The sequence below is a fragment of the Lacticaseibacillus camelliae DSM 22697 = JCM 13995 genome (genome assembly GCF_001311195.1).
Lineage (GTDB): Bacteria > Bacillota > Bacilli > Lactobacillales > Lactobacillaceae > Lacticaseibacillus > Lacticaseibacillus camelliae.
This window is the reverse complement of sequence record NZ_BBAJ01000012.1, coordinates 25599-45612: the sequence shown is the minus strand read 5'-3', so window position 1 is coordinate 45612 and position 20014 is coordinate 25599. Positions and strand designations below refer to the sequence as shown.

The window sequence follows — 20014 nt, the reverse complement described above, 5'->3', positions numbered from 1 at the left end:
GGCCAAACCGGCAGCGGTCGGCACGTGGTTCACGGACGCAACATGCGCAAACTGCGCCGAGTGCGCCTGGGCGCGCACAATGTCCAAAAACGCGCTGATTTTGTCAGGCGATTGCGGCCGGCCGTTCAGCGTGAACTGGTCTGCCATCAGGTGCGGGTCAAACTGCACGGTGGTGTCGGTGTAAAAATCATCCAGCGTCAAGGATACGCTGCTGGTGTAAGGCAGGATCAACTTTTCGTCTCTTTTGCCCCAGTACTTGATCAAGGCAATATTCGTGTGCGCCCGGGCTGTCGTTGTCATCAAAGCGCCTCGCTTTCAGCAAAGTCGTAGGTCCAGGTTGCGGCAGCGCCGGCAACAGTCAGCGCCTGCACCACGGCATGCGCCGTCGCATGATCCGCTGCCAATGCGATCATGCACCCGCCCTGGCCGCTGCCGGTCAACTTGGCGCCCAGCGCGCCGGCCTGAATCGCTGCTTCGATCAGCCGGTCGAGCGAAGCGGCACTAACACCCATTTGGGCAAGCGCCGTCTGGGCGACAGTGAGCTGAGTTCCCAGCGCCTTCAGGTCGTCTTGGGCGAGTGCGACCGCGGCCTTGCGACTGGCGCTGCCGATGTGCTCGATCACGGGTTGGAACTTGGTGTGATCACGGCGCAGCAAGTCCGCCACATGGCCGACTGCGGCGCCGGTTTGCCCTATTTCACCAGTGTCGGCAATCACCAGAAAGCCCCGGGTCGGGAAGTGAATCGGCTTGGGGGCCTCACCGCGAATAAACCACTGCGGCCTTTCCGCAGACGTGGTGGCCGCGTCCAGGCCGCTGGGATTGCCGTGGATCGCCTTTTCGGAAACGGCGGCCCAGTTCAGCAGGGTCGGCCGGTCCAGTGGCGTGTCAAACGCGCCGTAAAAGGCCCGGATGATGGCGATCGCGCAGGCCGCAGACGAGCCCATGCCGCGCTCGGCAGGTAAGGCGCTGTCAATCATGAGGTCAAAGCCCTGCTGCGCGGCGCTGAAAAACGTCAACAGCTGCTTGATCAGCTTCGTTAGACCGGTAAACGGCGGCTGGGCCGCGGCGAGCCTTCCGCTGTAAAAGGTCGAGTGGATCACTTGGGGACCGGCAGTGGGGGTGACGGTTGCCGTCAGCTTGATCGACTTGATGGGCAGGGCAATCGCCGGCTGACCGTACACGACCGCGTGCTCCCCAATGAGAATGATTTTGGCGCAGCTGGCGCCTTTTGCTTGATGCATGAAATCGCTCCTTTTAATTCCTATAAATGATACCCCATCGCCGCTGCCTCGACTAGTCGCTTATGCTAAACTTAGAGCAGCAAAAACGGGAACGGAGGAGCGCACATGACGTTGCAATTTTATCTGGGCACTGCGGCCAGTGACCACCGCGAGGCAATGGTCGAGGCCGTCGCCAAGGCGCTGAAAGCAGGCAAAGAGGTTTTCTACCTGGTACCGAATCACGTGAAATTTGAAGCCGAAGTCAGCCTGCTGCAGGGACTGCGGGATCTGAATGGGACGGGCCAGGCCCAGTTTGCCGTCAGCCGCCTCCAGGTGCTTTCCTTCAGTCGGCTGGGCTGGTATTTTTTGAAGAACACTGAAGCGTACCAGCGGCCGCAGCTCGATCGCGCCAGCAATACCATGCTGGTGAGCAAGGTTTTCAGCGACCTGCTGAACGATGACGCAACGAAGCAGCAACTCCACCTGTTTGCCGGCTCGGTCCACAACGCCGGCTTTTTTGCCGAGCTTGCGGATCAGCTGGCCGAGCTGCAAACCGGCCGGGTGACGTCCGCCATGCTGGCGGACGCCGTGACGCGCGGGGCAAGTCAGCTCCAGGACGCCGAAAAACTCAAGGAGCTGCAAATCGTGGCGGCCGCCTACGAAAACCAGGTGCAAAGGTTTGCGACCAGCGCAGCGCTGCTCGAGGAGTTGACCCGCTGGGTGGCTGCCCACGCGGACCGGTTGCAAAACGCGGCCTTTTTCCTTGACCACTTCAATAATCTGTCGGCCAGTGAATTCCACCTGGTCCATACCATGCTCCACACCGGCGCGACCTGACCGTTGCCCTGACGCTCGACCAGGCGCCAGAAGCTCAGCCCCAGGGCCCGGGATTGTTTCTGCCGGCGGCCAAACTCTACTATCAGCTGAGCCAGTCGGTGGCTGATATACCCGGTCGGACTTGGCAGCCGCAAACCTTTATGTGCCGCGTGAATCACGGCCCAGAGTCGTTTCTCGGCGGGCTGGACGCGTTTTGGCGGTCGCAGTACGGCGGCGAAGCCAGCCCGGCCGTCTCGCTGACAGCAGCGGCGAAGGCGGCAGTGCAAGGCCACTTAACGCTGTACAAGGCCAGCGAGCCATACGTCGAGCTGCGGGCCGTGGCCCGTCAAATCGTGCAGGCGCTGCATGCCGATCCCACGCTGCGGTACCGCGATTTTCTCATTGTCGCTCGGCACCTGGCGCCATACGAGTCGTACCTGCAACCGGTCTTTGACGAACAGGGCCTGCCGGTTTTCATCGACCGGGAGCGGCCGATGGAGAATCATCCCTTGGTGGCGCTCATTCAGAGTCTATTTGCGGTGCAGCGGTACCATTATCAGTACGAAGACATGATGAAACTGCTGAAAACCGAGCTGCTGGTCCCAACTGGCGTGAGTGCCAAAGCTTTTCGTGACGCGCTGGACGTCACGGACAACTTTCTGCTAAAAACTGGTAAGCAAGGCGATGCCTGGGTCAAGGGGCCCAAGTGGCAGTACATTGACCACATCGAGCACCGCCCGACCAGTGGCGGCGCCGGCGATGATCAGGTGGTGCTCGATCAGGCCAAAACCGCCCAAATCAACTTGGTGCGTGATTTTGTGGCCGCAAGTCTGCCGCCGCTGTTTGCCAAGTGGGCCAAGGCCAGCAGCGGTGTTGAAGGCGCCACCGCGCTTTACCAGTGGCTGGACCAGGTCGGAGTCACGAAGGTGCTCGGCCAGTGGCGCCAGACCGCGATCGATGCCGGGGACTTAACGGCTTCGACCGCCGGCGAGCAGGCCTGGCAGCAGCTGGTCACCCTGCTGGATGACTACGCGACTATTCTCGGTGGGACCGCTGATGGGGATGCCACCGGTCAATTCGACCTGCAGGGGTTTGCCGACCTGCTGGACGCCGGCTTTGCCGGGGCCAGCTACACGCAGATCCCATCGACCTTGGATCAGGTCACGGTTTCCGAAACCGGACTGAGCCGGCTGGCAAAATTTAAGCATGTGTTTGTGATCGGGGCAACCAGTTCGGTCATGCCAGACACGCCGACCGATCATCCCATCATCACGGCGGCCGACCGGGAGGCGCTGCAGCCGTTGCTAGAGGAAGGGGCGTTTTTGCCTGAAGCCGGGGCGGAAAGTGCGCTGGGAGACGCGTTTCTCAATTATTTGGCCATGATGGCCGGAAGAACTGACCTGACGTTGAGCTACCCGGAATACGCCGATGATGAAAATCATGCGTCCAGTTATTTGACCCAGATGGCGGCCTATTTTGATGTCCCAACCCAGCCATGGCCAGAGGTCGCGCTGACCCTCAACGTCCCGCAGGACTTCAGCAGCCCGCGGGGGATGCTCGCAGACTACATGCGCGTTTTCGAGCAGGCCAAAGCTGACCACACTGCGATCCCGGCGGCCTGGGCCAAAATCATGACCACGCTGCAGGCCGCTGGTGGCGCCTTGGGCGGTTTGGCCAGTCGCTTGGCGGCCAGTGCCGGCACGCAAAATCCGATCGGCACCCTTCAGCCGCGCTGGCCGAGCAGCTGTACTCGCCGCACATGAGCATTTCCATTTCTCAGCTCGAGCGTTTTTACGCCAATCCGTTCGAGTACTTTTTGATGTACGGACTGGGCCTGCGCAAGCGCCCTGAGTTCGAACTTTCGCCGCTGGACTCGGGCACGCTTTACCACAAGGTGATGGAGTTACTGCTCCGCCAGCATGGTAACTTGAACCAGTTAGTGCAGGACGGCACGCTGGCGCAAACCGTCGCGGCACTGGTGAAGGAAAATGTGCAGGCGTTCGGCATTGAGATTTTGGAGGCCGATGATTACTGGCGCTTTGTCGCCCGCCAAATCAGCGCGATGCTGACGCAAAGTGCCAAGATGATCGCCCGTCAGCAGCAAAACACGCGCTTTCGCCCCAAGCAGTTCGAGTTGAAATTCGGCCGCGGGAAGGGCATGAAAGGACTGGAGCTGCCACTTGACGGCGGGCGCAGCGTCACGGTAGCAGGGCGGATCGACCGGCTGGACGAGACGGTGATCGATGATCAGCGCTACTTCATGGTGCTTGACTACAAATCCAGTCCGCACGAGTTCAGCATGCAAAATGCTTACTACGGCAAATCCATGCAGCTGCTGACCTACATTGACGCCATCGATGAGACCACGGGTCCGTTTGCCGGAATGACGCCGGCCGGGGCCGAGTACTTTGTCTTCAACCTGCCGCGGATCGCCTACGCGGATTACATCGACCCGAAAAAGCCCGAGGCACTGTTGCAAAATTACCGGCTCAAGGGCCTGATCGTGCTGCCTGATGATGCGGATGCCGCTCACCGGCAGCAGCTCATCACCGCGTTTGACCAGAGTCTGACCCCAGAGCTGGCAAAGGATAAGGTCAGCAATCGGCCATTGTGGAGCTGGCGGTGAAGAAAGGCGGCGCCCTGACGGCAAAATCTGAGAAGAAGTTGCTGCAGCAGTCGCAGCTGACCGCGCTTCTGGCGCACAATCAGCGTCTGATCATCAACGCCGCCACCGCCATTTTGAACGGCGTGATCAGCTTGGCGCCGCTGCAGTTCAAGCACGAGTCAGACATCATCACCCGCAGCGATTATCAGGCGATTATGCGCTTTGACCCGGCGACAGGCGGCGACCAGTATCACCACGTGGCGCCGCTTTCGCCTGAAGAGGTGCTGGCCAAGATTTTGGCAGAACAGGAGGACAAGAACAATGAGTGACGCTGTTAAACGCACCCCTGATCAGGAAAAAGCCGTGACCTTAAGCGGCAGCGATTTGTTGGTCTCAGCCAGCGCGGGTTCTGGGAAAACCAAGGTCCTGGTCGATCGCATTATTCACCGGCTGATCAACGATCCGACTGCCTCCCTGAGCAAAATGCTGATTGTGACCTTCACCAACGCCGCCACAGCGGAAATGAAGCTCAAGATTGAAGACAAACTGCGCGACCAGTTGGCGGAAGCAGGAGCGTTAACGACCGCGCAGCGTCAGCACCTGGCCAAAGAAGTGGCTCAAGTCAGCGCGGCGAACATTATGACGCTGGATGCTTTTTCCAAGCAGGTGGTCGACCACTACTACTACGTGATCGACCTGGATCCGGGCTACCGGATGATGACCGACGAGTCTGAAGTGCTCCTGTTCAAAACGCGAGTCTGGGAAGACTTGCGCGCGAATATCATGAGCCAACCGGACCGGCGCACCGCGTTTGCGACCCTGGCCGCGAATTTCACGACCAAGGCCACCCGCGACGGGCTTCAGGACGTGGTGTTTGCGCTATATGACTACGCCATGACCACCAAGGACCCGGCCGGCTACCTTGGTAACATTGCTGCGGCATACGGCGACCGCGACGAAGCCTGGATGACAGACGTCTGGGCTGCCGCCAAACCAATCATTGCGCAAAATGCCCGGCTGCTGGAAGAGGCGGCCAAGCTGGTCCAAGGCGACGCGCTGATGGCGCCTTGGCACGATAGCCTGGCCCAGACGACGGCGTGCGTTCAAGCGCTGCTGGCCCTGGCTCAGCCCAGCTACCGCACTGCCTATGACGCGTATCACGCGCTGACTTACCCAGGCTGGAAGGTCAGCACCGCCAAGAAGTTTGCCGACGTGAAGGCGACCATTGCCGAGGCCAAAGCGTTGCGTGATCAGGCCAAGGCCGCTTTGGATGATTTAAGCGGCTGGTTTGAGATCGCACCGGCTGACCTTGAGGCGGCAATGCCCCAAGCCATGGCGATGGCCCAAACACTGCAGGACACCATGCTGGAGTATGATCGAGCGATGCAGGCAGAAAAAAACGGCGCGCCGGGTCCAGACGTTTGGTGACATCGCCCAAAACGCGTTGCGAATCTTGAACTCACCGCTTGAAGATGGTGGCGGCCACACAGTTGGCGACCACTACCAAGACCAGTTCCAAGAAGTGCTGGTCGATGAATACCAGGACATTAATCCGCTTCAGGACGCCTTATTAGATGCGGTCAGCAAGCCCGCTCCGGGAAACCGGTTCATGGTCGGCGACATGAAGCAGAGTATTTACGGGTTTCGGCTTGCCGACCCGCAAAAATTCCTTGCCCGTTATCACCAGTACTCTCAGACCGGCGCGGACGGTCAGCTGGTGACGCTGAACCAGAATTTTCGCTCGACGGACAATGTGTTGGCCTTCACCAATTTGGTGTTCACGCAGATCATGGATCAAGCGCTGGGCGACATTGATTACACCGAGGCCGAGCGGCTGCACGAAAACCAAGGTTACGACTATCAGACCGCAGCAGGTCAAACCAAAGCGTACCGCCTGAACACGGAATTTTTGCTTGAGGTTCAAGCGGCGCCTGATGACCAGTCCTCTGCTGAAGCCGCCGCGACTGACGATACAGATGAGTCTGGCGATGACCTCAGCGTCAGCCAGGCCCGCATGGTGGCGGCGAAAATCAAGGCCCTGACCGCCCCGGATAGTGACGCCCGCCTTTACACCAAAGCGGAGCACGGCGACCGTGCCAGTCATGAGCGGCGGGTGCAGTATTCCGACATTACGCTGCTGACGCGCAGCCGGACCAATAATTTGACCCTGCAGCAGGTCTTTGCGGAGGCCGACATTCCGGTGGTGATCACCAAGACTCAGAACTTCTTCAAAACCACTGAGCTGATGGTGATGCTCAGCCTGCTGCGCATTATTGACAATCCCAAGCAGGAGATCCCACTCACAGCCGTGCTGCGCTCGCCGATCGTGGGGCTGGACGCCAATGACCTGGCCCGCATTCGGATCTCGCAAAGGGCCCGTACGATGAGGCCGTCTTTGGTTACGCCCAACGGCCGGCCAGTGCCGACCCGGATGAAAACCGGCTTCAGACGAAGTTGGCAAGTTTTACGGCGCTGCTGGACGAGCTCCGCGTTTTTGCCCGGACGCACGAGCTATCGGCGCTGATCTGGCACATCTACGAGGAAACCGGCTTTTTGGACATTGTCGCAGTCAGGCCGGCGGCAGACAACGCCAGGCGAATTTACGCGCTTTGGCCAAGCGGGCTGCGGACTATGAAAAAGGGGGGTTCAAGGGCCTGTTCGCCTTTGTTCAGTTCATTGAAACGATGCAAAAGCAGGATAAGGACCTCAGCCAGCCGGTTTCATTGGCCGCCAATGTCAACGCGGTCCAGCTGATGACGATTCACAATAGCAAGGGCCTTCAGTTCCCGATTGTCTTTTTGCTGGATACCCAAAAGGCCTTCAACACGAGTGACTTGAGCGGGGCGGCAATTCTTGCCCAGGCACCGGCAGAACAAGCAGGGGGCCCCAAGCGCGAGCTGGTCGGGTTGAAATGGCGCGACCCGCAAACCTTTGTGGAGTACCAGCTGCCTCAGTGGCAACTGGCGAAAGATCAGAAAAAGAAACAGCTATGGACCGAGGAAATGCGTCTGCTGTACGTGGCGCTGACCCGGGCGGAGCAACAGCTGTTCATTGTCGGTACGGCCAAGACGCCACAAGGCAAGTTGCTCACCCAAGAGCAGTTGGAAACTAGTTGGCTGAGCAAGGCCGAAGGCGCAGCAGGCGATGTGTTGCCGGCAGCGACCCGATTGTCTGCGCAGTCCCTGCTGGACTGGCTGGGGATGGCCATGGCTAGGGCCGGCGTGCTCACGCAAGGCGGCGCCGCCAAGGCCTCCTTGGCGCAAGACGCCGAAAAAGCGGCAATTAAGTTCGACTATCAAGTCAAACCGGCGCGTGATGAGGCGGAAAGTACCGGCCTGCAGGAACCGGCCCAGGCCCTGCCGGCGCACTTTGACCAGGCGCTGACGGACTGGTTGGACTTCACTTACGCGGACCAACGCGCGGCGACGATGACCGGGTTTCAAAGTGTTACGGAGCTCAAGAGGATGTTTGAAGATCCTGACGTTGTGGATGCGCAGGACAGCTCGCCCAGTCGGCGAGGACGCCGGATGACTGGCGACTTTGCCCAACCGGCCTTTCTTCAGCAGAAAAATGGCGCCGGCGCCGCCGCAGTGGGCACTGCCACGCACTTGCTGCTTCAGCAGGTCCCGCTGACCGGCCCGCATGATGAGGCAACCCTGGCTCAGTTAGCGGACTCATTGGCGAGTCAACAACTGATCACGCCGGCGGTGCGGCGCGCTATGCGCCTTGACCGGGTCGCGGCATTTTTCCAGACGGCGTTGGGAAAACGGCTGGTGGCAGAGCCGGCCAACGTCCACCGCGAGCAGGCCTTTTCGCTGCTGTGGCCGGCGGCAGACTTTCCGCAGGCGGCAGGGGAGCAGCCTCAATCCGGCGAGTTGGAAGGCGACGTGCTGGTCCACGGGGTGATTGACGGGTTTATTGAGGAGCCGGATGGTATCACTTTGTTCGACTACAAGACCGATCACATCGGCGACCACCTGCACGATGTGATCGAACGCTACCAAGGCCAGCTGGAAGTCTACGCCGAGGCGCTGACCCTGATGAGCGGAAAACCGGTGCGGCACCGTTACCTGGTCCTGCTGGAAACCGGCGATGTTCATGAGGTGGCTGCGGCCAAGCACGCGCAGCGGTGATTTTGGAGAACGGAAGGAAGAATGCACATGCAGGGCGACACAGTGTACGCGGTGATCGATCTTGAAACCACCGGGACCGAGCGCGACTCGGACCGCATCATCCAGTTTGGGTGCGCGGTCATGCAAGGCGGGCACATCATCTCGACGATGTCGCAGATGATCAACCCGGACCGCCCGGTACCTGCGGCGATCCAGCAGCTGACCGGGATTCACCCGGCCGATTTGACCGCGGCTCCGTACTTCGCGGATGTGGCCGCCAAAATCCGCGATTTGATCGCGGATACAGTGATTGTCGCCCACAATGTCAATTTTGATTATCCGTTCTTGTCGCACGCCTTGACGCTGGCTGGGCAGCAGCCGCTGACCAATCCCGCAGTGGACACGGTGGAGCTGGCACAGCTCCTGCTGCCCACGCAGGCGAGTTACCGCCTCAGTGACTTGACCGCGGCGCTGGGCATCACGCATGACCATCCGCACCGGGCCGACAGTGACGCCATCAGCACTGCCAAGCTCCTGTGGCGGCTGCGCGCCGTGTTTCAGGCGCTGCCCAGTGCGACTCAGAGAAGCTTAAGTCGCCATGGTGCTTTTTTTGCTGCGCGACACGGGGCACTTTTTGAGTGATGCCGTGACCTCTGACCGCCCGCTGCCCGATCAGCTCGAACAAGTGGGGGAGTTGGTGATCCGGCGGCCGCGACCGGCAGAACCCGAGGCAGGCCAGGCCGTTTATCCCGCTGATGCGACGGCCAAAAAGGCGCTGCTCAGACCGCGTTTTCGGTTCCGGCAGGTCCAGGCGCGCATGATGGATCTGATTCACGACAATGCGGTTGGTCCCCAAAAGCCGCTGATGATTGAGGCGGGGACCGGGGCCGGAAAGAGTCTGGGGTATCTGCTGCCGTACGCTTATCTGGCCGACCCCAAACACCAGCTGGTGGTCACCACCCACACCACGGTGCTGCAGACGCAACTGGTTGCCAAGGAGCTTCAAAGTGTGCGTGAGCTGACGGGCTTGACCCTGCCGGCGGTGCTGCTGAAAAGCCCGCGGCATTACTTGGACCTAGCCAAATTTGCCGCCAGTTTGCAGCTGCCGCGGCCTAACCGGCAGACGCGCCTGTTGCAACTGAAAATCATCGTGTGGCTGACGCAAACCGAAACCGGCGACTTGGACGAGCTGCAGCTGACGAATTATCACGCCCCGCTGTTTGCCCGCATTCAAGCGACCGGCGACGAGCGGTTAGCGGTGCGCGGCCCTTATGCCGATGCCGATTTTCTGGTGCGGCTGAAAGCCAAAATGCGCCAAGCGGCGATCATCGTCACCAACCACGCGTACTTAGCCCGGCATTTTCAGGCGCTTCCTGAGTCCTGCCACTACCTGGTCGTCGATGAGGCGCAACACTTTGCTGATACCACTGCGGAGGCTTTTTCCCGCACCCTGGACCTCGGCAAACTGAGGCGTCGGTTGGGCCAGTTGTTGACCTTCATTGAAGGGCAGCACGGGGAAGGGCTGAGTCAGTTGGTCGGCGACTCATCGAACCTGACGTATCAACTCTCACGCGCCATCACTGCGAGCGAAGCACTGCAGGGGCAAATTGAGCACCTGCAAGACCGGCTCTACCGGCACACGTTTGCGCCAACTGCGCACCCCAGCGGCCGGGTCAGTCAGACTCTCGACCCAGCGGGAATCGCCTGGCTGAATGAGGAGCTGGCAGGCCCGCTTACGGCGTTCAGGCGGCAGCTCCCTGCGCTGCTGACAACGGTCACGGCAGTTGCGCAGACCGTCCAAACTCAGCACAGTCACTTTGGGACCGCCCCTGTGCTTGAAGGCCTAGCCGGTCTGCTCAGCGCGCTGCAGCGGCAAAGCGACCGCTTGGGTCAATTGGACATTTCTGCCTTGGCCAAGGCCCAGGTGGTCGTCAGTTTGACGCTGGCCAACCAAAATGACCGACTGAGTTTGGCCGTGACTTGGACGCGTTTCGCTGCGGGTGCTATCATTCAAGATGAACTCTCTAGGTTCACCGCGCCGGTGTTTGTCGGCGCGACTTTGACCGTGGGCCGCAAATTTGACTTTCTGGCCGCCCAGCTGGGCTACCAGGACTTCCCAGAAGCGCAAACCCTGCGCTTGCGCAGCCCGTTCCACTATAAGCAGCAGGCCCAGGCGTTTCTGGCAAGTGACGCGCCGAATGCGCAGGATTTGCCCACTGACGTCTACGCGGACTACCTCGCCCGCGCAATCGCCCAACTGGCCGATAACCGGCACCAAACGCTGGTCCTGTTTACCTCACTGAAGATGATCGAAAAGGTCTTCGCGCGGCTTTCGGCGATGCCCATTGCCGGCCGCAAGGAACTGCTGGCCCAAGGGGTCACCGGCACGGCCTCGCGGATCGCCAAGCGCTTTGCGGTGGGGGACCAGACACTGCTGCTGGGCGCGGCCAGCTTCTTTGAAGGCGTCGATTATCCGGATAAGCAGCTCGAGCAGGTGATCCTCACTCGGCTGCCGTTCGATAACCCGGAGCGCCCCGAGGTCAAGGCGCGTGAACAGGCGCTGACCGCACGCGGAGAGGACCCGTTTGCGGCCGACATGCTGCCGCGCGCGATCCTGCGCTTTCGGCAGAGCTTTGGCCGGCTGATCCGCACCGAGCGCGACCGCGGCGTCTTCGTCGTTTTGGATCCGCGCCTGGGCACCACGGCTTACGGCCGGCAGATGGCCAAAAGCCTGCCCAACCTGAAGCCGATGAGTTTGCCGCTTGCGGAATTGGTCCCCTTGGCGGCGGCCTGGCTTGATCACACAATCATTAACAAGGAGGCGCACGATGCGCAGTAATCGAATGCAGTGGCGGAACCTGATCGGCCCCGCCATCGGCCTCGTGATTTTGGCCATCATCATTGGCGCTTATGTTCGCGCCTTAAGCCCGCTCCACTCAGTTCGTCGTCAGGCAATCGCGATTGCCCGCAAAACGGCTGACGTGGATCAGGTTTCTAATTTCTACTGGGACAAAGAGGATAACGCCTACCTGACAGTGCAGGGCACCACCAGTAAGAACCAGCCGGTGTATGTCCTCATTCGCCAGAAAACCGGTAAGGTCCGGGTGACGCCTCAGCGCAGCGGCATCAGTCGCAGCACTGCCGTTGCCCAGGCTCAGGCCAAATTTGCTCCGCGCAAGATCCTGAACGTGGGGATGCGCTGGCGGGCAAAGAAATTCGTCTGGGATGTTGGCTATATCACAAAGTCTGGTAAACTGGGATACGTGACATACGATTTCAAGACCGGCTCACAGGTCAACGCGATTAACAACTTGTGACCGTCTTCGAGGAGGAATTAGATGCATCTGTCTAAGCGTATCAACAGTGTTTCCCCATCGGCCACACTGGCGATCAGTACCCTCACCAAGCAAATGAAAGCAAAGGGGCAGGACGTGATCGACCTGTCGATCGGCCAGCCCGACTTCACGACGCCTCAGTTCATCGACGCCGCGGCAACTGCTGCCATCAATTCCGGCCAGGCCAGCTTCTACACGCCGGCGACCGGGATCGCAGAGCTGAAGGACGCCATCGCCGCTCACGTGGCCAAGCAAACAGGCGTGACTTACGCCAAATCGCAAATTGCCGTGACGACCGGTGCCAAGCTGGCCCTGTACGGGCTGTTTCAGGTGCTGCTCGACCCCGGTGATGAGGTCCTTGTCCCGACGCCGGGCTGGGTGTCCTATGTTGAACAGATTCGCCTGGCTGGTGGGGTGCCACGCGCAGTCGTGGCGGCTGCCCACTTCAAGGTGACTGTGGATGAGCTGGAGGCCCAGCGGACGCGGAAGACCCGCGCCGTGATCATCAATTCACCGCAAAATCCTAGCGGCGCGGTATACGCCCGCCAAGAGCTGACCCTGATCGGCAACTGGGCACTGCAGCACGGGATTTTAGTCGTGGCCGACGACATTTATCGCGACCTTATTTACAACGGGGCGAGTTACACCTCGATGATCGAGATTGATCCGGCTATCACTGCCAATACGGTGCTGATCTCCGGGGTGTCGAAATCATACGCGATGACCGGCTGGCGCATCGGCTTTGCGGCCGGACCCGAGAAGCTGATTGACGCCTTGGGTAAGTTGTTGGGCCACGCGACTGGCAATCCGACTGCGGCCAGTCAGTACGCGGCGGTGGCCGCCTTTACCAGCGACGGCACAGCGGTGGAAACCATGCGTCAGGCGTTTGAGGACCGGCTGAATACGATTTTTCCGCTGGTGCAAAAGCTGCCGGGCTTCGACCTGCCTGAAAAGCCGCAAGGGGCGTTTTACCTGTTTCCGCAGGTCAAGCGCGCCGCCGCGCTCACGCACTACACCAGTGTCGACGACTTCGTGGCTGCGCTGCTGCAGGAAACCGGCGTGGCCTGGTGCCCGGCCGGGCGTTCGGCATGCCGGACTATGCCCGCCTGAGTTACGCCACAGACAAGGCATCGCTGCTTGATGCAGTGGGCCGCATCGAAAATTTTGTTGGAAATAACTAGTAAGGGGAAATAACCAATGACGCAAGAGATCCGCATCAAAGACGCAAAGGATCACGTAAATGAAGAAGTTCGTATCGGGGCCTGGCTGACCGACAAGCGCTCAAGCGGGAAAATCGCTTTTCTGCAGTTGCGCGACGGTTCGGCCTTTTTCCAAGGGGTCGTGCTGAAAAATAAGGTCAGCGAGGAAGTTTTCCAGACGGCCAAGGAAATGCGGCAGGAAACCAGCATGTGGCTGACCGGCGAAATTCATGAAGATTCACGCAGCCACTTTGGCTACGAGATCGAAGTCCACGACATCGAAGTGGTCGGAGAAAGCGAAGACTACCCAATCACGCCCAAGGAACACGGCATCGAGTTCTTACTCGACCACCGGCACCTGTGGCTGCGCAGCAAGCGCCAGTTCGCGATCCAGCAGATCCGCAACGAAATGGTGCGGGCCACTTATGAATTCTTCAACAAGGAAGGCTTCATCAAAATGGACCCGCCGATTCTGACTGGCAGTGCGCCAGAAGGGACGACGGAGCTGTTTGAAACCGACTACTTTGACCAAAAGGCCTACCTGAGCCAGTCCGGCCAGTTGTACGCCGAGGCCGGGGCGATGGCGTACGGCAAGGTCTTCACGTTCGGCCCGGTCTTCCGCGCCGAAAAAAGCAAGACGCGCCGTCACCTCACCGAATTTTGGATGATCGAACCCGAGATGGCGTTCACGCATCAGGCCGAGAGCCTGAAGGTTCAGGAAAACTACATCGCCTTTCTGGTCCAGTCCGTCCTTGATAACTGTGCGTACGAGCTGAAGCTGATCGACCGCGATCCGGAGATCCTCAAGCGCTACACCAAGACCCCGTATCCTCAGATCCGCTATGACAAAGCCATCGAGATGCTGCAGGAAGGCGGGTTTGACACCAAGTGGGGCGACGACCTCGGGTCACCTGAGGAAACCTATTTGTCCGAACAGTTTGAACAGCCGGTCTTCGTCCTGAACTACCCGAAGGCAATCAAGCCATTTTACATGCTGCCGGAAGAAGGTCGCGACGATACTTACGTCTGCGCCGACCTGCTGGCACCGGAAGGCTACGGCGAAATCATTGGTGGCTCCGAGCGGGAGACTGACTATGACAAGCTGAAGGCCGCCATTGAGGCCAAGGGCTTGGATCTTTCCGAGTACGAATGGTACTTGGATCTGCGCAAGTACGGCAGCGTGCCACACTCGGGCTTTGGCCTGGGCTTCGAGCGCGCCATCACGTGGATCTGCCACCTGGACCACCTGCGCGAATCGATTCCGTTCCCACGGATGATCAACCGTTTAAAGCCGTGATATCAGGGCTGGGCTTAGGCCCGGCTTTTTTTGTCAAGAAAGGGGGTGCCGTCATGGCAGAGCTAAGCAGTTACCTCGCCGCCGGCCAAACCAGTTTGTCGCAGGCGTTGTTTGCGCATTTCAGTGAGACGACGTTGACGCACCGCGAATTTATCGTTTACCTGTTTCTCGCGAACTGGGGGCAGCACCACACTGAGGCCCCGGAGCTGGGGGCCCTGGCCGCCGCGACCAAGCTCAAAAAGCAGGATTTATACACCGTGATCGAAACACTGATTCAAAAAAAGGCGATCCAGCTGGTGCAGCGGCCTGGCAAAGGCGGCCGCACGCTGGATCAGTACGACGTGACACCACTGCTGGACCAGGTGCTTAAACCCGCGGGAGGCCAAGCCGTCTCACCTGCGCAGGCGCCGAATCAGCAGGTGTTCAGCCAAATCGAGGCTGAGTTTGGCCGGCCGCTGTCGCCCATCGAGCAGCAGACTATTACCGACTGGCTGACCATTGACCACTACGCACCGGACATGATCAACCTGGCCCTGCGCGAGGCCGTTTTGAACCAGGCGTACTCGCTGCGGTACATGGACCGGATCTTGCTCAACTGGGAGAAAAAGCACCTGACGACCCCGGCTCAGGTCCAAGCCGAGCAGGAAAGGCACTTGGGCCTATGAGCAAAATGACGAATGCACGGGCGCAGCAGTTGCTGCGGCTCGTGCTTGACCTTTACCCGGATCCGCAGCCGACGCTGAATGCGACCAGTCCGTATCAGATCCTTGTCGCGGTGATGTTGTCGGCACAAACCACCGATGTGGCAGTCAATGCCTGCACGCCGGCGTTGTTTGCCGCGTATCCAACCCCGGCGGTCATGGCCGCCGCACCGCTGGCCGAAATCGAGGCCAAAATTGACCGGCTGGGACTTTATCACAACAAGGCAAAATACCTCAAGGCGCTTTCCGCAGCCTTAGTTGACCATTTTAACGGTCAGGTCCCGCAAACCTACGCAGCCCTGACAAGCCTGCCAGGCGTCGGCCGCAAAACCGCGACCGTGGTGCGCACCGATGCGTTTGGCATCCCAGGCATCGCGGTCGATACGCACGTCAGCCGCATCATCAAGGGGTTTGGCATTGCGCCGCAAAAAGCCACGCCCGACCAGATTCAAGCGCGGCTTGAACACCTTATGCAACCGGAGACGTGGATCCGCCTGCACCGGGGGTTGATCCGCCTGGGCCGCGAATGGCTGACCGCCCGGCACCCGCAGCTGCCGCCTGACCCTGCGTGGCAGGCGTTCAAGAATGAGTACAAGCCACTGAAAGAAGGTCAATCAAAATGACAGATCAAATTGTGTCTTCGACCCGGCATCAGCACCGCGAATCCTGGGATCACTACTTCATGCAGCTCGCAACCGTTGTCGCCCAGCGCTCGACCTGCGAGCGCGCGACGGTGGGGGCGCTGCTGGTCGTCGATCATCGCATTATTGCCACCGGCTACAATGGCAGTATTTCCGGCGATCCGCACTGCGATGACGCCGGCCATCTGATGCGTGATGGGCACTGCATTCGCACGCTGCACGCCGAGATGAACGCGATCTTACAGTGTGCCGAAAATGGGGTCTCAACGCGCGGCGCTGCTGTGTACGTGACGTATTATCCGTGCCTAAACTGCACCAAAGCCTTGATCCAGGCCGGGGTCAAGCGTGTCTACTATGCGCATGACTACCATAACGACCCGTACGCGGTCCACCTTTTCCGGGACCATCACATTGAAACGACCCAAGTCACGGTGACAGCGAAATGACGAAAAAGGCCTTGCCGTTTTCATTAAACGGCAAGGCCTTTGATTTTGTGTTCAAAATCTCTGGTGGGGGATCATTGCTGATGCGAGGACGATGTCTCGCTGGTCTCTGAGGACGAGCTTTCCGCCGAGGAGGAGCTGGTGGCCGGCTCACTGGAGCTGACTGCGCTGCTTGAAGTACTCGACACGCTTGAACTTGACGACGAAGACGAGGATGTTTCACTGCTCGACGTCGAGCTGACCGAAGAACTGGTACTTGAGCTGCTGGTCGGCGTGTCGGCAACAGCGGTCTTGGTGGATGGCCCATGGCCGCGGACGTACAGCTCGCGTGTGGTGTTGGCCATATTGCCCGTCACGGCAGTGCCCGGGTTCGACCCCTTGAGGATGTGCTCGACTAGGACTGAGCTAGGCTTGTGCCAATCCTTGTTTGGCAGGTTTTCACTTTCGACAAGGTAACTCATCATTGCCTTGTAGATTTGCTGGGCAATCAAGTTCGAGTCATTGCCCAAGCCGTTTTGCAGCGGCTTGTCGTAGCCCGTCCAAATCGACATTGTGCGCTGGGTCGTGTAACCCGTGAACCAAATATCCTTGGCCAACCCGGAGAGAGCGGGATTCGATTTAAGTTCCGGATCACCGTAATCGGAAGTCCCGGTTTTGCCGGCTTCGTGTAGCCCGGGAATCCGAGCGTAAACGCCGGTCCCGCCGGTGAGAACGCCCTTGAGCATGTCTGTGATCATGTAAGCAGTGCTGGCCTTCATTGCCCGGGTGCCATTGCTGGTGAAGTTGGTGGTGCGGCCTTCCATGTCAACAACTTTCCGGACATAAGTCGGCTTGTAGTACGTGCCGCCATTGGCAAAGGCGGAATAGGCGGCAGCTTCCTGTTCTGTGGTCACCGAAGCGCCAATCGCGCTCGGATAAACCTGCTGGTCTTTGGGCAGGGTGATGCCAAGCCCCTTGAGGAAATTCAGCCCCCTGGAAAGGCCAACCGCTTCCAGTGTCCGGGCAGCGACGGTGTTGCGTGATTTGACTAAGGCCTCGCGAATAGAGATTCGGCCCAGGTAATTATGGTCAATGTTGTTAAGGGTCGCGGTGCTGTTCGGCCAGGTATACGGCGCGTCATCCATTTGCTGGTAGGTGGAGTAGTTGAGGTACTCGATTGCCGGGCCGTAGTCCAGCAGCGGCTTCATGGTCGACCCGTTGCTGCGATCGTTTTGAGTGGCCCGGTTGTACGCCAGGCGCACATCACCAGTCTTGCGGCCGCCAATTTGGGCGATCACACGACCGTTGTTCGGGTTGGTGATGGTCACCGCCGTCTGCAGCGAATTGTTGGGGAACTGAACATACTGGTCGGTGTTCACAATATCGTACAGGCGTTGCTGCGCCTTCATGTCGATGTTGGTGTAAATCTTGAGATTTTCGCTGTAAGGATCGACCCCGGTTTTGGCCTTGACTTCCTTGATGACGGAAGTGAGGTAGGAATCGATGACCTTGTCCGTGCCTGAGTTCGTGGTCTGCGCCTTTTTCGTGACCAGACCGTCAGTCACCGGTTTGGCCTTGGCGGCATCCGCTTGCGCTTGGCTGATCTTCTTGTTCGTCACCATTGCCTGCAAGACTTCGTTGCGACGCGTCGTGGCGGCCTGCGGGTGCTCATAAGGGTCATACCCGGCAGGGGACTGCGGCATCCCGGCCAGCAGTGCGGTCTGCGAAAGGTCAAGCTGCTTTAGGTCCTTGTTGAAGTAGTACTTGGCTGCAGTGCCCATGCCGCGCTGGGCGTTATCCATGTAGACCTTGTTAATGTAAAATTCCAGGATCTGTTCCTTGCTGTACTGCTGTTCCAGTTTAATTGCCAGCCAAGCCTCTTGCGCCTTGCGCTTGAGGGTCTGGTCAGAAGCCTTGGTCGAAAAGACCGACAGCTTGATCAGCTGCTGCGTTAGCGTCGAGCCGCCTTGCAGGCCTGACCCGCGGCCGGTCACGCGGCCGACGACGTTATTCATCGCCGCACTGGCGATTCGAATGGGGTCGATGCCCCAGCGCTCTTGATAAAAGCGGCGGTCTTCGATTGAGACCACAGCGTCCTTAAGCGTCTGGGGGATCTGATCGGCCTCGACGTAGGTACGACTTTCAACGCCCAAGGTCGTGATAGCGTTCCCTGAGCGATCGTAAATCGTGGAGCTGCCGCCTGATTTCAGTGCGGCCTCGGTCACTTTGGGAGCACTGGATGCGTAATACGCAAACAGTCCGATGCCGGCGACCACAGCGACCACAAAAACAACCAGCAAGGTTTTTAGAACGGTGAGCCACCGCCGCTTTTTCTTCGGGTGCCGCGCTTGCTTACGCGCCATTCGTGATGGGGTATTAGCCATTTTCAGTGCCTCTCTTTGTTTTGATTAACCAGTCCACGCCGTCCAGGTAAGGAATCAGTGGCTGCAGCTTGGGGTGGAGTTCGAACCCGGCTGTTTCAATTGCTTTAAGGGGAATCGACTTGCGGCCGTTTTTCAAGCTCTCGGCCCACCAGCGGTTCAAGTCACTGACCGGGTACACAAACAGCCGATTCAACGTCACAAAGCGAATCAACGCAAAACAGATCCCGCCTTGTTCGAGACAAGCGTTCAGGTGCCTGACCTGATGCGGATGAAAGTTCTTGAGCGGGAAGCTTTGCCTGTTTTTGGTCTCTTTGGCGTCAAAGTCAACATAATAACCCTGGTAGACGCCATTATAGTCGGTCGTCGAAGGGGTTTTGAAATAAGCCTCTTTAATGACCGCCTGACTGCGCTGAGGGTAGTCGACCTTGACGATCTGGATCGGGGTCGGTTTTTTTATAAATCACCGCGCGTTTGGCCGCCCGGTAATACTGATTACTCGCATTGAGCTCGGCTTCCAGCGTCATGCCCCGGCCGCCGTAGTTGACGGCGTCTTCGGCAGTTTGCTTGCCGCTCTCGTATGCTTTACCATTGGGGTAATGAATTGCCATATGTCCACGCTCCTAGCGCCATTATATCAATCTTGGCCGGTTGTGACCTAATGAGAAGGGAACCGTTATGCTGACACGCCTTTGGCTGACCGGGTATCGCTCGTGGGAACTGAGCACTCACGGGGAAGACGACCCTAAAATCACGGTGATTAAGTATAGTTTAAAAAAATGCCTTGATTCCACTTCTGGATGATGGCCTCAAGTGGGTGATCACAGGCGGGGAGCTCGGCATCGAGCAGTGGGGTGCTCAAGTTGCGATGAGTTTGAAGCCTGATTACCCGGATTTAAAAGTGGCGGTCATGCTGCCATTTGCGGACTTCGGTCACCAGTGGAACGAAGATAATCAAAATCGCCTGCAGACGTTGATCAGTCAGGTGGATTTTAGCCAGCCCACTTCTAGCGCCCCATACCAAAACCCACGCCAACTTTCGGGCTACACGCAGTTCATGCTGCACCACACAGACGGGGCGCTGCTGGTTTACGACCCGGACTTTGAGGGCAAGCCGCGCTTTGCGTACCAAGGCGCGCAGGCGGAAAGTAATCGCCGTGCGTATCCGCTGACACTGATCACGATGGAGGATTTGGAAGAGGCCGCCCGCGATTGGGGCGAAAACCATGCAAATGAGCAGTTTTAAAGCGATTAGTGGTATGATACAATAGTTTCAGTAAGTCTT

14 protein-coding genes and 5 pseudogenes are annotated in these 20014 nt (G+C 58.9%); 15 read left to right on the top strand and 4 right to left on the bottom strand.

Features of this window, described 5'->3' with window-relative positions; genetic code table 11:
- Together JCM13995_RS03745 and mvk are read right to left on the bottom strand one after the other, a co-directional pair.
- Positions 1-300 (bottom strand): annotated as a pseudogene (locus tag JCM13995_RS03745) (diphosphomevalonate decarboxylase); the annotation flags it as partial.
- The gene (gene mvk, locus JCM13995_RS03740) at positions 300-1241 is read right to left on the bottom strand and encodes a mevalonate kinase (RefSeq protein ID WP_054662610.1); all 942 of its coding nucleotides are present in this window, start codon (positions 1239-1241) and stop codon (positions 300-302) included. The gene mvk and the pseudogene JCM13995_RS03745, both read right to left, overlap by 1 nt.
- Before the next feature lie 105 nt (positions 1242-1346).
- Here mvk and JCM13995_RS03735 point away from each other — a divergent pair, with 105 nt between their 5' ends.
- From JCM13995_RS03735 to JCM13995_RS03670, 14 genes and pseudogenes are all read left to right on the top strand, one after another.
- Entirely contained in the window at positions 1347-2057 is a 711-nt protein-coding gene (locus JCM13995_RS03735; RefSeq protein WP_054662607.1) for a helicase-exonuclease subunit AddB family protein, read from the top strand.
- 53 nt (positions 2058-2110) lie between these two features.
- Positions 2111-3799: a PD-(D/E)XK nuclease family protein gene (locus JCM13995_RS03730; protein ID WP_054662605.1), complete on the top strand. Its 1689-nt coding sequence runs from the start codon at positions 2111-2113 to the stop codon at positions 3797-3799.
- Positions 3796-4662: a PD-(D/E)XK nuclease family protein gene (locus JCM13995_RS03725; RefSeq protein ID WP_054662602.1), complete on the top strand. Its 867-nt coding sequence runs from the start codon at positions 3796-3798 to the stop codon at positions 4660-4662. The genes JCM13995_RS03730 and JCM13995_RS03725 overlap by 4 nt, the downstream gene beginning before the upstream one ends.
- Positions 4659-4970 carry a hypothetical protein gene (locus JCM13995_RS03720; RefSeq protein WP_054662599.1) on the top strand — a complete coding sequence of 104 codons (312 nt, stop codon included), beginning with the start codon at positions 4659-4661 and terminating at the stop codon, positions 4968-4970. The genes JCM13995_RS03725 and JCM13995_RS03720 overlap by 4 nt, the downstream gene beginning before the upstream one ends.
- Entirely contained in the window at positions 4963-6069 is a 1107-nt protein-coding gene (locus JCM13995_RS03715) for a UvrD-helicase domain-containing protein (protein ID WP_054662596.1), read from the top strand. Before JCM13995_RS03720 ends, JCM13995_RS03715 begins: the two co-directional genes overlap by 8 nt.
- Complete coding sequence (locus JCM13995_RS03710) at positions 6014-7165, top strand: UvrD-helicase domain-containing protein (RefSeq protein WP_054662593.1); 1152 nt, start codon at positions 6014-6016, stop codon at positions 7163-7165. The genes JCM13995_RS03715 and JCM13995_RS03710 overlap by 56 nt, the downstream gene beginning before the upstream one ends.
- Complete coding sequence (locus JCM13995_RS03705; RefSeq protein ID WP_369385598.1) at positions 7155-8774, top strand: 3'-5' exonuclease; 1620 nt, start codon at positions 7155-7157, stop codon at positions 8772-8774. The genes JCM13995_RS03710 and JCM13995_RS03705 overlap by 11 nt, the downstream gene beginning before the upstream one ends.
- A 27-nt stretch (positions 8775-8801) precedes the next feature.
- Positions 8802-11592: pseudogene (locus tag JCM13995_RS03700) on the top strand (helicase C-terminal domain-containing protein).
- Positions 11582-12070 (top strand): cell wall elongation regulator TseB-like domain-containing protein, encoded by a 489-nt coding sequence (locus JCM13995_RS03695; protein WP_054662587.1) that lies wholly within the window; start codon positions 11582-11584, stop codon positions 12068-12070. Before JCM13995_RS03700 ends, JCM13995_RS03695 begins: the two are co-directional and overlap by 11 nt.
- A 21-nt stretch (positions 12071-12091) precedes the next feature.
- A pseudogene (locus JCM13995_RS03690) lies at positions 12092-13269 on the top strand (pyridoxal phosphate-dependent aminotransferase).
- Positions 13270-13285: 16 nt separating this feature from the next.
- Entirely contained in the window at positions 13286-14584 is a 1299-nt protein-coding gene (asnS, locus tag JCM13995_RS03685; RefSeq protein WP_054662584.1) for an asparagine--tRNA ligase, read from the top strand.
- A 53-nt stretch (positions 14585-14637) separates the two neighbouring features.
- A complete protein-coding gene (locus JCM13995_RS03680) occupies positions 14638-15249 on the top strand; it encodes a DnaD domain-containing protein (protein WP_054662581.1) in 612 nt (203 codons plus the stop codon).
- A gap of 5 nt (positions 15250-15254) precedes the next feature.
- A complete protein-coding gene (locus tag JCM13995_RS03675; RefSeq protein WP_054662619.1) occupies positions 15255-15908 on the top strand; it encodes an endonuclease III domain-containing protein in 654 nt (217 codons plus the stop codon).
- Positions 15905-16372 carry a deoxycytidylate deaminase gene (locus tag JCM13995_RS03670; protein ID WP_054662578.1) on the top strand — a complete coding sequence of 156 codons (468 nt, stop codon included), beginning with the start codon at positions 15905-15907 and terminating at the stop codon, positions 16370-16372. Before JCM13995_RS03675 ends, JCM13995_RS03670 begins: the two co-directional genes overlap by 4 nt.
- A 71-nt stretch (positions 16373-16443) precedes the next feature.
- Here the strand turns inward: JCM13995_RS03670 and JCM13995_RS03665 are convergent, their stop codons facing one another.
- On the bottom strand, positions 16444-18732 hold the full coding sequence (locus JCM13995_RS03665; protein ID WP_054662575.1) for a transglycosylase domain-containing protein: 2289 nt from the start codon (positions 18730-18732) through the stop codon (positions 16444-16446).
- A pseudogene (gene recU, locus JCM13995_RS03660) lies at positions 18725-19340 on the bottom strand (Holliday junction resolvase RecU). Before recU ends, JCM13995_RS03665 begins: the two are co-directional and overlap by 8 nt.
- A 70-nt stretch (positions 19341-19410) precedes the next feature.
- Here recU and JCM13995_RS03655 point away from each other — a divergent pair.
- Positions 19411-19975, top strand: a pseudogene (locus JCM13995_RS03655) (SLOG family protein).
- Positions 19976-20014: the final 39 nt, after the last annotated feature.

What these genes read in the sequence shown, in the direction of transcription:
- JCM13995_RS03725 (WP_054662602.1), top strand. Translation starts at nt 3,796, where the DNA reads ATGAGCATTTCCATTTCTCAGCTCGAGCGTTTTTACGCCAATCCGTTC.
- JCM13995_RS03675 (WP_054662619.1), top strand. Translation starts at nt 15,255, where the DNA reads ATGACGAATGCACGGGCGCAGCAGTTGCTGCGGCTCGTGCTTGACCTT.
- JCM13995_RS03670 (WP_054662578.1), top strand. Translation starts at nt 15,905, where the DNA reads ATGACAGATCAAATTGTGTCTTCGACCCGGCATCAGCACCGCGAATCC.
- JCM13995_RS03665 (WP_054662575.1), bottom strand. Translation starts at nt 18,732, where the DNA reads ATGGCTAATACCCCATCACGAATGGCGCGTAAGCAAGCGCGGCACCCG.
- JCM13995_RS03710 (WP_054662593.1), top strand. Translation starts at nt 6,014, where the DNA reads ATGATCGAGCGATGCAGGCAGAAAAAAACGGCGCGCCGGGTCCAGACG.
- asnS (WP_054662584.1), top strand. Translation starts at nt 13,286, where the DNA reads ATGACGCAAGAGATCCGCATCAAAGACGCAAAGGATCACGTAAATGAA.
- JCM13995_RS03695 (WP_054662587.1), top strand. Translation starts at nt 11,582, where the DNA reads ATGCGCAGTAATCGAATGCAGTGGCGGAACCTGATCGGCCCCGCCATC.
- JCM13995_RS03680 (WP_054662581.1), top strand. Translation starts at nt 14,638, where the DNA reads ATGGCAGAGCTAAGCAGTTACCTCGCCGCCGGCCAAACCAGTTTGTCG.
- mvk (WP_054662610.1), bottom strand. Translation starts at nt 1,241, where the DNA reads ATGCATCAAGCAAAAGGCGCCAGCTGCGCCAAAATCATTCTCATTGGG.
- JCM13995_RS03735 (WP_054662607.1), top strand. Translation starts at nt 1,347, where the DNA reads ATGACGTTGCAATTTTATCTGGGCACTGCGGCCAGTGACCACCGCGAG.
- JCM13995_RS03715 (WP_054662596.1), top strand. Translation starts at nt 4,963, where the DNA reads ATGAGTGACGCTGTTAAACGCACCCCTGATCAGGAAAAAGCCGTGACC.